Below are 13,002 nucleotides of genomic sequence, written 5' to 3' on the forward strand. Positions count from 1 at the left end.
GCTTCGCCTGAAACGAGAGGGAAGGCCATGGCCGAAACGCGCGCGAGAATTACCACCGTAGATCCGGTCTGGAACCGTCTGTGCCAGGAGGCGGAGGCCGCCATCAGGGATGAGCCGCTTCTGGGCGGGCTGGTGCATTCCAGCATCCTGCACCACAAATCACTGAAGGCGGCGCTGGCCTACCGGCTTTCGCTGAAGCTGTCGTCGGGCGAGATGTCGGACCAGATGCTGCGCGAGATCGCGGATGAGGCCTATGCCTCTGACCCGTCGCTTGCGGATGCCGCGCGGGCCGATGTGGTGGCGGTGTTCGAGCGTGACGCGGCCTGCCATCGCTATTTGCAGCCCTTGTTGTATTTCAAGGGGTTCCAGGCGGTGCAGGCCTATCGCGTGGGGCATTGGCTGTGGAAGGAGGGCCGGCATGATCTGGCCTATTTCATCCAGATGCGCGTGTCTGAATCATTTGGCGTGGATATTCACCCTGCGGCGCGGATCGGGCGCGGGATCATGATCGACCATGCCCATTCGGTGGTCATCGGCGAGACAGCGGTGGTGGGCGACAACGTATCGATGCTGCATTCAGTAACGCTGGGCGGGACCGGCAAGGAAGAGGAAGACCGCCACCCCAAGATCGGCGACGGTGTTCTGATCGGGGCCGGGGCAAAGGTGCTGGGCAATATCAGGGTTGGCAGCTGTTCGCGCATCGCGGCCGGTTCCGTGGTGCTGCACGACGTGCCGGAGGCGACGACCGTGGCCGGCGTGCCGGCGAAGATCGTGGGCAAGGCCGGGTGCGCCCAGCCGTCTGTGACGATGGATCAACTGCTTCCGGGAGGTGGGGACGCCTGACGGCGCCCCGCCGATGCCGGTTCAGGCGCAGAGCTGATCGTAAGCCTGCAGCGCCTTGACGCCATACATGTAGGACGGACCGCCGCCCATCATGACGCAGACGCCGACGGTTTCGGCGATGTCTTCGCGCGTGGCGCCGGCGGCGACGGCTGCCTTGACGTGAAAGCCGATGCAATCAACGCATTGCTTGGCGATGCCGATGGAAAGCGCGATCAGCTCTTTTTCTTTCGTCGTCAGCTTGCCTGCGGCGAGGGCCGCCCCGTGGAGCTTGGTGAACCCGTCGGCGGTGTCGGGTTGCACGGCACGGAAATCATCCATGTAGGTATTGGCTTCGTCCAGCTCGTTCTTCCAGTCCATAACGTCCCTCCGGGGTTGATTATGGCGCAAGAATAGCGCGCCCGCCGGCGCCTGCCTTGAGGCAGGTCATCGACGGGCGCGAAAGAGGGCTGATCAGGCCAGCATGGCGATCGGGTTTTCCAGGTTTTCCACGATCGCCTTGAGAAGCTCGGCCCCGAGCGCGCCGTCGATGACCCGGTGATCGACAGAGAGGGTCACGGACATCACCGTCGCCACGGCCAGTTCGCCATCAGCGCCGACCACGGGCTTTTTCACGCCCGCGCCGACGGCCAGGATGCCGCCATGGGGCGGGTTGATGACGGCGTCGAAATTGTCGATGCCGAACATGCCCAGGTTCGAGACGGCAAAGCTGCCGCCCAGGTATTCATGCGGCGCGAGCTTGCGGTCGCGGGCGCGGGCGGCAAGGTCTTTCATCTCGGCCGAGAGGGCCGAGAGCGATTTCTTGTCGGCGTCCTGCAGGACGGGTGTGAAAAGCCCACCCTCGATCGCCACGGCGACGGCCACGTCCGACGGTTTCAGCTTCAGCACACGGTCGCCGGCCCAGACGGCGTTGGCGTCGGGCACCTGCTGCAACGCCAGCGCGCAGGCCTTGATGATGAAATCGTTGACCGAAAGTTTCACGCCGCGCGTTTCGAGCTGCCTGTTCAACTGGCCGCGGAATTTCAGCAGGGCGTCGAGCCGGATGTCGCGGCGCAGGTAGAAATGCGGGATGGTCTGCTTGGCCTCGGTCAGGCGCGCGGCGATGGTCTTGCGCATCCCGTCGAGCTTGATCTCCTCGAACTCCCGGCCCTGATACATTTTCAGGACGGTCTCCGTGGCCGGGCCTGCGGGCATCGCCGTGGTGGCGGCGGGAACGGGCGCCGCTGCCGCCGGCGCGGCGGCTTCGGGGGCTGCGGTCGCGCCTTCGACATCTGCCTTGATGATCCGCCCATGCGGGCCGGACCCGGTGAGCTGGGCCAGATCCAGCCCCTTGTCGGCGGCGATGCGCCGCGCAAGGGGGGACGCGAAAACGCGTGCGCCGCCACCTGCCACCGGGGCTGCCGGGGCGGGCGCTGCGGCTGGTGCCACCGGTGCTGCCGCCGCTTCTTTCCTGGCCGCGGGTGCAGGGGCAGGGGCGTTGCCGATGTCATCGGCGCTTTCGCCATCCTCCAGCAAAACGGCGATGGGGGTGTTCACCTTCACCCCCTCGCTGCCTTCGGCGATGAGCAGCTTGCCGACGATGCCTTCATCGACAGCCTCGAACTCCATCGTCGCCTTGTCGGTTTCGATCTCGGCCAGCAGATCGCCGGAAGACACCACGTCTCCCTCCTTGACCAGCCATTTCGCAAGCGTGCCTTCCTCCATCGTGGGGGAGAGCGCGGGCATCAGGATTTCTGTGGGCATCGCGTCGGCTCCTTAGCGGTAGGTCACGGCTTTGACGGCGTCGATGACATCCTTCGTCGTCACAAGCGCCAGTTTTTCAAGGTTCGCGGCATAGGGCATGGGCACATCCTTGCCCGCGCAATTCAGGACCGGCGCATCCAGGTAGTCGAACGCGTTGGTCATGATATAGGCCGACAGGTGGTTGCCGATCGAGCCCACCGGGAAGCCTTCCTCGACCGTCACGCAACGGTTGGTTTTCATCACCGAGCGGATCACCGTGTCATAATCCAGCGGGCGCAGGGTGCGCAGGTCGATCACCTCGGCGCTGATCCCGTCTTCGGCAAGCTTTTCAGCGGCTTCCAGCGCATATGTCATTCCGATGCCGAAACTGACGATGGTCACATCCGTGCCCTCGCGCCAGATCTTCGCCTTGCCGAAGGGGACGGTGAAATCCTCTAGCACCGGCACGTCGAAGCTGCGGCCATAGAGGATTTCGTTTTCCAGGAAGATCACCGGGTTGGGGTCGCGGATTGCGCTTTTCAGCAGACCTTTGGCATCGGCGGCCGAATAGGGCATGACCACTTTCAGGCCCGGGATCTGCGCATACCATGCGGCGTAATCCTGGCTGTGCTGGGCCCCCACGCGGGCGGCGGCGCCGTTGGGGCCGCGAAACACCATCGGCGCCCCCATCTGCCCGCCCGACATGTAAAGCGTCTTGGCCGCCGAGTTGATGATCTGGTCGATCGCCTGCATGGCGAAGTTGAAGGTCATGAACTCCACGATCGGGCGCAGGCCGCCAAAGGACGCCCCCACGGCGATGCCGGCAAAGCCATGCTCGGTGATCGGCGTGTCGATCACCCGCTTGGCGCCGAACTCATCCAGCAGGCCCTGGCTGATCTTGTAGGCGCCCTGATATTCCGCCACTTCCTCGCCCATCAGATAGACGGTGGGATCGCGGCGCATCTCTTCGGCCATCGCATCGCGCAGGGCTTCGCGCACGGTGGTCGAGCGCATCTCGGTGCCTTCGGGCACGTCGGGTTCGGCCACCACTTCGGGCGCTTTCGGCTGGGCTGGAACCGCGGCAGGCGTCTCTTCGGCTGGCGCGGCGGAGGCAGGGGCGGCGCTGACGGCGGCACCGGCATCCTCGCCTTCCTCGACCAGCACGGCGATGGGGGTGTTCACCTTCACCCCCTCGCTGCCCTCGGCGATCAGGATCTTGCCGACGATGCCTTCATCGACAGCCTCGAACTCCATCGTCGCCTTGTCGGTCTCGATCTCGGCCAGGATATCGCCCGAGGCAACGGTGTCGCCCTCCTTGACCAGCCATTTCGCAAGCGTGCCTTCCTCCATGGTGGGGGATAGCGCGGGCATCAGTATTTCGGTTGCCATCTCTTGGTCTCCCCCTCAGGCGTCTGCGTAGATGTCGGTGTAAAGCTCATCGAGCGCCGGCTCGGGGCTTTCCTTGGCGAACTCGGCAGCATCGTTGACGATCGCCTTGGTGTCCTTGTCGATCGCCTTCAGCTCATCCTCGGTGGCGTGCTTTCCGGTCAGCAGCAATTCGCGCACATGCTCGATCGCGTCACGCTCCTCGCGCATCTTCTGCACCTCTTCGCGCGTGCGATACTTCGCCGGATCCGACATGGAGTGGCCGCGATAGCGATAGGTCTTGACCTCCAGGATGTACGGGCCCTTGCCCGCGCGGCAATGCGCGACGGCCTTTTCACCGGCCGCCTTCACCGCCTGTACATCCATCCCGTCAACCTCTTCGCCGGGGATGCCATAGGCCGCGCCACGTTCCCACAGGCTGGGCGATTTGGTCGAGCGCTGCACCGAGGTGCCCATAGCATACTGGTTGTTTTCGATCACGAAGATCACCGGCAGATCCCAAAGCTCGGCCATGTTGTAGGTCTCATAGACCTGTCCCTGGTTCGCGGCGCCATCCCCGAAATAGGCAAAGGTCACCCGGTCATTGCCCAGATACTTGTCGGCAAAGGCCAGCCCGGCGCCGATCGGCACCTGCGCGCCGACAATGCCGTGGCCGCCATAGAAATGCTTTTCCTTGGAAAACATGTGCATCGAGCCGCCCTTGCCGCGGGAATAGCCGCCCTCGCGCCCGGTCAGTTCGGCCATCACCCCCTTGGGATCCATGCCGCAGGCCAGCATATGGCCGTGATCGCGATAAGAGGTGACGCGCTTGTCGCCGTCCTCGGCGGCGGCTTCCAGCCCGACGACAACCGCTTCCTGCCCGATGTAGAGATGGCAGAACCCGCCGATCAGCCCCATGCCATACAGTTGTCCGGCTTTCTCCTCGAATCGCCGGATTAGCAGCATCTCGCGGTAAAACCCAAGCAGCTCTTCCTTGGAAGTGTTTGGTTTTCGTACGGTTTTTCGTGTGGCCATGCGGTGGGCTCCCCCCGAAATCTGAAGATAGTTTAATGCTAAACCATTTATATCAAACTGCCGGGCGGATTTCGAGAACCAATTGCGCCGCACCCTTGCGGCAGGCCTAGCGAATGACGATTTCGTCGGCGCGGATCAGGCCCAGAACGCTGCGCGCCTGTTCGTCCAGAAGATCGGGATCAAGATAATCATCCGACAGACGGCGGGTCTTGTTCTGCATCTCGGCAAGCTGGCGCTCCAGTTCGGCGCGCTCCCGGTTCAACACATCGGCCTCGGCGGCCACCTGAATGCGGCGGAACAGGCCATAGTCGCCCTGTACGGCGGCAAAGGTGAAATAGGTCGCCAGCGAGAATGCGATCGCGAAATAGACGACAACACCCAATGCCGGACGTTTGCGGGAACCACTCATGACACTGCCTCTTGGCCGCCTCTTCGCGGGCGGATGGCGGTATGATGGCACATGTGATTCCGCTTGTGAATCCCTTTCGGCGCCGAATGCACCGAAATATCACCACCCGAAACAACGCGCGCGCCGCAGGTCCCGCCTGCGCCGCCCATCCCCTTCATCTTTCGAAAAATATCCCCGCCGGAGGCAGCGCCCGCGCATCGGCGCGGGCGCTTCCCTGCGGGCCGGGCCTCAGCCCTTGCCTTTGTAGATGTCCACCAGCTTGCCCAGCATGTCCAGCGCATCCTCGCGCGAGCGCTGAAAGCTGTTGCGCCCGATGATCGAGCCGTTGCCGCCGCCGTCACGGATGGCGCGCGCGTCGTCATATACGCTGTCGGCACCCTTCTTGGCCCCGCCCGAGAAGACGATGATGCGCTTGCCGTTGAAGGCCGCCTGCACGCAATGGGCCACCCGCGCGGCCTGGGTCGAGATGTCGATGCCCTGTTCGTCATAGACCTTCTTGGCCTCGGGCAGCATCAGATGATCGGTCGACAGCTTGATCTTGATGATATGGGCGCCCAGCAGCGCGGCCATGTGGCCGGCATAGGCGGCCACGTCGATCGCGGTCTCGCCGTCCTTGGTCACGCCTTCGCCGCGCGGATAAGACCAGATCACCGTGGCGATCCCCTTGGATTGCGCCTCTTTGCGCATCTCGGTGATCTCTTCCATCATGTCCACGGCCATGTCCGAGCCGGGGTAGATGGTAAAGCCGATGGCAGAGGCGCCGATGCGCAGCGCGTCATCGACAGAGGCGGTCACCGCCTGGTTCTTTCCCGCGGTGCCCGACATCAGCGAATTGGCCGAGTTGACCTTGAGGATGGTCGGGATCTGCCCGGCGAACGTGTCGGCGCCGGCCTCCAGCGGGCCCAGCGGCGCGGCATAGGCGTTCAGCCCGGCGTCCAGCGCCAGCTGATAGTGATAATGCGGGTCATAGCCTTCGGGGTTGGGCGCGAAGCTGCGCGCGGGGCCATGCTCGAACCCCTGATCGACCGGCAGGATGATCATCTTGCCGGTGCCGCCCAGCTTGCCCTGCATCAGCATGCGGCACAGGTTGGCCTTCACGCCGGGGGTTTCGCCCTCGTAATTCGACAGGATCTTCTGGACAGTACGCGTCGCCTTCATAACAACTTTCCTTTTGCGAAACGGCAATTCGTCTTGGGCTTAGAAGGCCCGGGGCGGGCTGGCAACAGGGTTCGCGCTAACAGCGGCGGGTTTGGCGGCCTCTAGCCGTTCAGCGCTGCAACGCCGGGCAGGGTCTTGCCCTCCATCCATTCCAGGAAGGCGCCGCCGGCGGTCGAGATATAGCTGAACGCCGCCGCCGCGCCGGAGGTGTTCAGCGCCGCCACCGTGTCGCCGCCGCCGGCCACCGTCACCAGCGCGCCGGCCGTGGTCAGCGCCGCCGCCTTCTTCGCAGCGGCGTTGGTCGCGCTGTCGAAGGGCGGAATCTCGAACGCCCCCAGCGGCCCGTTCCAGATCAGCGTGCGGCATTTGCCAAACACCTCTTCGATCCGTTTCACGGTTTCGGGCCCGGCATCCAGGATCATCGCATCGGCGGGGCAGGCATCGGCCGCGACGGTTCGGTTCTCGGCCCCGGCCTTGAATTCCCAGGCAACCACCACATCGCTCGGCAGCACGATCGAGCATCCGGCCGCTTCGGCCTTTTTCATGATTTCGGTCGCGGTGGCGGTCATGTCATGTTCGGCCAGCGATTTTCCCACATCAATGCCCTGCGCCGCCAGAAACGTGTTGGCCATGCCGCCGCCGATCACCAGGTAATCGACCTTGGTCACCAGATTGCCCAGCAGTTCCAGCTTGGTCGATACCTTGGCGCCGCCGACAACCGCGACCACCGGCCGCTGCGGATTGCCAAGCGCGCCTTGCAGCGCCTTCAGCTCCGCCGCCATCAGCCGCCCGGCGGCACAGGGCAGCAGCCGCGCGATGCCCTCGGTCGAGGCATGGGCCCGGTGCGCCGCCGAAAACGCGTCATTCACATAGATGTCGCCCAACGCGGCCAGTGACGCCGCCATCATCGGGTCGTTCTTTTCCTCGCCCTCGTGAAAGCGGGTGTTTTCCAGAAGCAGCACATCGCCCGCGCTCATCGCCGCCACCGCCTGTTTGGCGGGCAGGCCGATACAGTCATCGGCGAAGATCACCCCGCGCCCCAGCGCCTTTTCCAGCGCGGGCAGGGTGACCTTCAGGCTCATGCCCGGCACGACCTTGCCCTTGGGGCGGCCGAAATGCGCCATCAGCACCGGTTTGCCGCCCTTCGCCAGAATGTCGTTCACCGTGGGCACGATCCGCTCGATCCGGGTGGCGTCGGTCACCTTGCCGTCCTCGACCGGCACGTTGATATCCACGCGCACGAGAACAACCTTCCCGGCCATATCCAGATCATCGAGTGTCTTCCAGGCCATGCTCGGCTCCCTCACTAAGGCTACATGCCGCCTATACACCCCGATCCGCCGCCGGGCGTCAACAACTCTGGGGCGGTTCCGGCTTTTCTTCATCGCCCCGCCGGATTAGTGTCCGCGCAAACCAGACAGGAGGAGCGGCACATGGCCGAGATCAAGGATCCCGAAAACACCATTCTCATGGAGCTGAAGGACGGCACCGTCACCATCGAGCTGCTGCCCGACGTGGCCCCCAAACATGCCGAGCGGATGAAAGAACTGGCCCGCGCCGGCGCCTATGACAACGTGGTCTTCCACCGCGTGATCGAAGGCTTCATGGCCCAGACCGGCGACGTGGCGAATGGCAACGCGGAAAAGGAGTTCAACCTGCGCCGCGCCGGCACCGGCGGCTCCGACCTGCCCGATCTTCCGGCCGAGTTCTCGAAACTGCCGCATGACCGGGGCACGCTGGGCGCGGCACGTTCGCAGAACCCGAATTCGGCCAATTCTCAGTTTTTCATCAACTTTTCCGACAATAACTTCCTGAACGGGCAATACACCGTTTACGGCCGCGTCATCTCGGGGATGGAACACGTGGACAAGATCGCCCGGGGCGAGCCGCCCGCGTCCCCCGACCGGATGATCAGTGTGAAGGTGGCCGCGGATGCGTAAGCTCGCGCTGGCGCTTGCCGTTCTGGCCGGCCCCGCCCTGGCCACCGGCATCGAGATCGAGGTGGAGGGCGAGGCGAACGGCACCGTCACCATCGACCTGTTCGAGGATGTGGCCCCCCTGCATGCCGCCCGCATCGCGCAGCTTGCCGCCGATGGCGCCTATGACGGCGTCGTCTTTCACCGGGTCATCCCCGGCTTCATGGCCCAGTCGGGCGATGTGGAGTTCGGCAGGACGGGCGGCGACATGCGCATGGCGGGCATGGGCGGTTCGGCGCTGCCGGATCTGCCGGCGGAGTTTTCCGACAGGCCGTTCGAACGCGGTGTCGTCGGCATGGCGCGCTCGAACGATCCGAATTCGGCCAACAGCCAGTTCTTCATCATGTTCGCCCCGGCGCCGCATCTGAACGGGCAATATACCGTCGTGGGCAAGGTGACGGCGGGCATGGATGTGGTGGACGCGATCAAGAAGGGCGCCGGCGGCAATGGCGCCGTCATCGGCCGGCCCGACATGATGGCCACCGTCCGGGTGACCGAGTAATCACGGCCCGATCCCGCGCGCCGGGATCGGTACGGGCGGCCCCTTCGGAACAGGGGCAGGGGCCGCCGCTGCCCGGCGGCGCCCGCCTTTCACGGATTTCCGGGGATGCGGGCATCCGGAAACGGACTGTTCGCGACGCAGAAACGCCCATCATCAAGAAACTGTTAATTTTCAGGGCTAAACCGGCTGCGACTTATTGTTTGCGGGGGCAACCATGAAAAAACTTCTTCTTCTCTCCACGCTCGGCGTTCTGCCGTTCGCGGCATCGCCGGCTTTTGCCGATTGCACGCCTGACAATCCTGCTGATGGCGCAAGCGTCATCTGCACCGGCATCGATGCCGACGGGTTCGATTTCGACACGCTGGACGACATCACCCTGACCGTGCGCCCCGCCGCCACGGTTCAGAACAGCGGCGAGGCGATCAAGACCGACGATAACCTGACGCTCGTCAACAAGGGCACCGTCCTGAGCACCGGCGACGATGCGGTTCAGACCGACAAGGGCCTGACCCTCGTCAACCGCGGCACGATCACCAGCACCGCCAAGGATGGCGTCAACGCCGATGACGACGCCACCGTGACCAACCGGGGCACCATCCAGGGCGCCGACGAGGGCGTGCAGGGCGCGGACAACCTGACCCTGATCAACCGGGGCACCATCTCCGGCGCCGATGAGGGCGTCACCGGCGACGACGGCGTGACCATCACCAACCGCAAGACCGGCGTGATCGAGGCGGCGGACGATGCCATCCAGATCGCCAACGGCGCGCTGATCCAGAACTATGGCCGGATCGAGAACATCGGGACGGATCTCAGCGACCCGCAGGATTCGATCGACATTGATTCCGGCACGATCTGGAACTTCAAGACCGGCTCGATCCTCTCCACCCTCGACGCCGCCATCGACTTTGACAGCGGCGAGCTGGGCGGCGGTTTCATCCACAACTACGGCCGGATCTCGGGCACGATCGGCATTCTGGTCGATCCCGCCAACCTGTCGAGCCAGACCGTCGACAACTACGCCGGCGGCGTGATCGAAGGCACCTCCGGCACCGCGATCGATCTGGGCGCGGGCAATGACGTGGTCGCGCTGCGCGCGCTCTCGACGCTGATCGGCGGCATCGACATGGGCGACGACGACGACCTGCTGGCGCTCGACGGCACCGCCTTCGGCCTGATCGCGGGCGGTTCGGTTCTGGACGGCGGGCTGGGAAACGACACGGTCTCGCTCGATGATTTCCTGTTCGCGGATATCGACACGGTCGGCCTCGACGAGGCGGGCGTGCTCGACCTTGCGCTGAGCAACAGCAAGGGCGCGGCGCGGATGAGCCTGTTCGGCTGGGAAAACTTCATCTTCGGCGATGGCAGCTATGCCTATTCGGCTGTTGCCGCGCTGGCCCCGGCGCCGGTACCGCTGCCCGCCGGCGTGGTGCTGCTGGGCGGTGCGCTGGCCGGTCTGGGCCTTGCCCGCCGCCGCCGCTGAACGATCCATCGCCTGAAACGGCAAAGGCCCCCGAAAACCGGGGGCCTTTTCATTTTTCACCGGTCGTGCCCGGGCTCCTATCCCTCCAGCACCACCAGCGCGTGCCGCTTCTTTCCCGCGCTCAGCTTGATCGGTTCGGCCAGCGCGGCGGCGTCGATCATCAGCCCCACGTCGGTCAGCGGCGCGTCATTCATCCGCGCGCCATGTTCGGCGATCAGCCGTTTGGCCTCCTTGCCGGATTTGGCCAGCCCGGAACGGGTGATCAGCTGCACGATGGAAATGCCGTCGCCCAGCTCTGCCGCGGTCAGATGCAGCGTCGGCAGATCGTCGCCCGTGCCGCCCTTGGCAAAGACCTCCCAGGCCGTCGCCTCGGCCGCCAGCGCGGCATCGGCCCCGTGGCAAAGCGTCGTGACCTCATTGGCCAGGATGATCTTCGCGGCGTTGATCTCGGCCCCCTCCAGCGCACCCAGCCGCGCGCACTCGTCCAGCGGCAGTTCGGTGTAAAGCTTCAGGAAGCGGCCGACATCGGCATCCGTGGTGTTGCGCCAGAACTGCCAGAATTCATAAGAGCTGAGCATGTCTTCGTTCAGCCAGACGGCGCCGCCCTGGCTCTTGCCCATCTTGCGCCCGTCCGATGTGGTCAGCAGCGGCGATGTCAGGCCGTAGATCTCATGATCCAGCACGCGGCGGGTCAGGTCGATGCCGTTGACGATATTGCCCCACTGATCCGACCCGCCCATCTGCAAAAGACAGCCATAGCGGCGGTTCAGCTCGAGGAAATCATAGGCCTGAAGGATCATGTAGTTGAATTCCAGGAAGGAAAGCGATTGTTCGCGGTCCAGCCGGGACTTGACGGATTCGAACGAAAGCATCCGGTTGACGCTGAAATGCCGCCCTATGTCACGCAGGAAGTCGAGGTAGTTCAGATCGTCCAGCCATTCGGCATTGTTCAGCATCAGCGCATCGGTCGGCGCATCACCATAGTTCAGGTATTTCGCGAACACCTGCTTCATGCTGGCGATATTGGCGTCGATCTCGCCGGGCGTCAGCAGCGGGCGCTCGTCGGCGCGAAAGCTCGGGTCACCCACCTTGGTGGTGCCGCCGCCCATCAGGGTGATCGGCTTGTGCCCGGTTTTCTGCAGCCAGCGCAGCATCATCACATTCAGCAGATGCCCCACATGCAGCGATTTCGCCGTCGCGTCATAGCCGATATAGGCGGGCACCACACCGGCAATCAGGGCATCGTCCAGCCCCTGATAATCGGTGCAATCGGCCAGAAAGCCGCGTTCGATCATCACGCGCAGGAAGTCTGATTTGGGGTGGTAGGTCATCGGCTCACTTGTCCATTCCGCTGGTTTCGGCCACTCATATATCGGTGTGGGGTTTGAAGGGGAAGGCCATGTTGAAAGCGGGGCCGGTACGGGCGCTGGGGGCGATGTCTGGCACATCGCTGGACGGTGTGGATGCGGCGATTGTCGAAACCGACGGCGAGGTCATCCTCGGCTTCGGCGAAACCGCCTATCGCGCCTATTCCGCCGCCGAACGCGGCACCATCGCCGCCGCGCTTGGCCGCTGGCCGGGCGAGGCAGGCGTCGAAGAGGCGGCCGAGGTGGTCGAAACCGCCCATGCCGCCGTCCTGTCGGGGTTCGGCGAGGTTGATCTCGTGGGCTTCCACGGTCAGACCCTGGCGCATGATCCGCACGGGAAAGGCACGCATCAGGCCGGCGACGGGCGCGTGCTGGCAGAGGTGCTGGGCCTGCCCGTGGTCTGGGATTTCCGCAGCTCGGATGTCGAGCTGGGGGGCGAGGGCGCGCCGCTGGCGCCCTTCTTCCACTTCGCCTGCACGAAATGGATCGGCGCGACGGCGCCGCTGGCCTTCGTCAACCTGGGCGGCGTTGGCAACCTGACATGGGTAGACCCCGCCCAAGCACGCCCCGAGGCGCCTGGCGCCTTGCTGGCCTTCGACACCGGCCCGGCCAATGCGCCGCTGAATGACCTGATGCAGGCGCGGCGTGGATTGCCCTATGATCAGGACGCGGCCCTCGCCGCATCCGGAACGCCGGACGAGGCCGTGCTGCAAATGCTGCTGGAACGCCCCTATTTCCTGCGCGTCCCGCCAAAATCGCTGGACCGGAACGATTTCGCCGTCCTGTCGCAGATGGTGGCGGGGCTGAACGATGCCGATGCCGCAGCCACGCTGACGGCGGCCGCGGCGGCCTGCGTCGCGCGCGGGCTGGAACATTGCCCCGAATATCCGGAGCGGCTACTGGTCACGGGGGGCGGGCGCAAGAACCCGCTGATGATGGAGATGCTGATCGAACGCTGCGGCGTGCCGGCGCTGCAGGTGGAAGAACTGGGCCTCGACGGCGACATGCTCGAGGCGCAGGCCTTTGCCTATCTGGCCGTCCGGGTGGCGCGCGGCCTGCCGACCAGCGCGCCGGGCACCACCGGCGTGGGCGCCGCAGTCGGTGGCGGGCGGATCAGCCGGCCCGCCTGAAACCCTGACGTTTCT

13 protein-coding genes are annotated in these 13,002 nt (G+C 64.8%); 5 read left to right on the forward strand and 8 right to left on the reverse strand.

What is annotated here, in order from left to right; genetic code table 11:
• Window positions 1-27 precede the first annotated feature (27 nt).
• Complete coding sequence (gene cysE, locus TQ29_RS08185) at window positions 28-843, forward strand: serine O-acetyltransferase (RefSeq protein ID WP_054538747.1); 816 nt, start codon at window positions 28-30, stop codon at window positions 841-843.
• 21 nt (window positions 844-864) lie between these two features.
• Here cysE and TQ29_RS08190 read toward each other — a convergent pair whose 3' ends face one another.
• The 7 genes from TQ29_RS08190 to pgk all read right to left on the reverse strand — a co-directional run bounded on the left by TQ29_RS08190 (window position 865) and on the right by pgk (window position 7,821).
• Window positions 865-1,200 (reverse strand): carboxymuconolactone decarboxylase family protein, encoded by a 336-nt coding sequence (locus tag TQ29_RS08190; RefSeq protein WP_054538748.1) that lies wholly within the window; start codon window positions 1,198-1,200, stop codon window positions 865-867.
• A 93-nt stretch (window positions 1,201-1,293) separates the two neighbouring features.
• Window positions 1,294-2,583: a pyruvate dehydrogenase complex dihydrolipoamide acetyltransferase gene (locus TQ29_RS08195; RefSeq protein ID WP_054538749.1), complete on the reverse strand. Its 1,290-nt coding sequence runs from the start codon at window positions 2,581-2,583 to the stop codon at window positions 1,294-1,296.
• Window positions 2,584-2,595: 12 nt separating this feature from the next.
• Window positions 2,596-3,951 carry a pyruvate dehydrogenase complex E1 component subunit beta gene (locus TQ29_RS08200; protein ID WP_054538750.1) on the reverse strand — a complete coding sequence of 452 codons (1,356 nt, stop codon included), beginning with the start codon at window positions 3,949-3,951 and terminating at the stop codon, window positions 2,596-2,598.
• 15 nt (window positions 3,952-3,966) lie between these two features.
• A complete protein-coding gene (pdhA, locus tag TQ29_RS08205) occupies window positions 3,967-4,962 on the reverse strand; it encodes a pyruvate dehydrogenase (acetyl-transferring) E1 component subunit alpha (RefSeq protein ID WP_054538751.1) in 996 nt (331 codons plus the stop codon).
• A 106-nt stretch (window positions 4,963-5,068) separates the two neighbouring features.
• Window positions 5,069-5,371: a septum formation initiator family protein gene (locus TQ29_RS08210; RefSeq protein WP_037205347.1), complete on the reverse strand. Its 303-nt coding sequence runs from the start codon at window positions 5,369-5,371 to the stop codon at window positions 5,069-5,071.
• Window positions 5,372-5,599: 228 nt separating this feature from the next.
• Window positions 5,600-6,529 carry a class I fructose-bisphosphate aldolase gene (locus TQ29_RS08215; protein WP_054538752.1) on the reverse strand — a complete coding sequence of 310 codons (930 nt, stop codon included), beginning with the start codon at window positions 6,527-6,529 and terminating at the stop codon, window positions 5,600-5,602.
• Between the two features lie 101 nt (window positions 6,530-6,630).
• On the reverse strand, window positions 6,631-7,821 hold the full coding sequence (gene pgk / locus TQ29_RS08220; RefSeq protein WP_054538753.1) for a phosphoglycerate kinase: 1,191 nt from the start codon (window positions 7,819-7,821) through the stop codon (window positions 6,631-6,633).
• A gap of 141 nt (window positions 7,822-7,962) precedes the next feature.
• Between pgk and TQ29_RS08225 the strand changes: the two genes are divergently transcribed.
• The 3 genes from TQ29_RS08225 (at window position 7,963) to TQ29_RS08235 (ending at window position 10,490) form a co-directional block, all read left to right on the forward strand.
• Window positions 7,963-8,469, forward strand: a complete 507-nt coding sequence (locus tag TQ29_RS08225; RefSeq protein WP_054538754.1) for a peptidylprolyl isomerase — start codon at window positions 7,963-7,965, stop codon at window positions 8,467-8,469.
• Window positions 8,462-9,007 (forward strand): peptidylprolyl isomerase, encoded by a 546-nt coding sequence (locus tag TQ29_RS08230; protein WP_054538755.1) that lies wholly within the window; start codon window positions 8,462-8,464, stop codon window positions 9,005-9,007. The genes TQ29_RS08225 and TQ29_RS08230 overlap by 8 nt, the downstream gene beginning before the upstream one ends.
• Window positions 9,008-9,221: 214 nt before the next feature.
• Window positions 9,222-10,490: a VPLPA-CTERM sorting domain-containing protein gene (locus tag TQ29_RS08235; protein WP_054538756.1), complete on the forward strand. Its 1,269-nt coding sequence runs from the start codon at window positions 9,222-9,224 to the stop codon at window positions 10,488-10,490.
• A gap of 77 nt (window positions 10,491-10,567) precedes the next feature.
• Here the strand turns inward: TQ29_RS08235 and tyrS are convergent, their stop codons facing one another.
• The gene (gene tyrS, locus TQ29_RS08240; RefSeq protein ID WP_054538757.1) at window positions 10,568-11,821 is read right to left on the reverse strand and encodes a tyrosine--tRNA ligase; all 1,254 of its coding nucleotides are present in this window, start codon (window positions 11,819-11,821) and stop codon (window positions 10,568-10,570) included.
• Between the two features lie 68 nt (window positions 11,822-11,889).
• Here tyrS and TQ29_RS08245 point away from each other — a divergent pair, with 68 nt between their 5' ends.
• Window positions 11,890-12,987, forward strand: coding sequence for an anhydro-N-acetylmuramic acid kinase (locus tag TQ29_RS08245; protein WP_054538758.1), 1,098 nt, complete (start codon window positions 11,890-11,892; stop codon window positions 12,985-12,987).
• The last annotated feature ends 15 nt before the right edge of the window (window positions 12,988-13,002 follow it).

Origin of the sequence: Actibacterium sp. EMB200-NS6, from assembly GCF_001305615.1 — a bacterium.
Classification (GTDB): Bacteria; Pseudomonadota; Alphaproteobacteria; order Rhodobacterales; family Rhodobacteraceae; genus Actibacterium_A; species Actibacterium_A naphthalenivorans.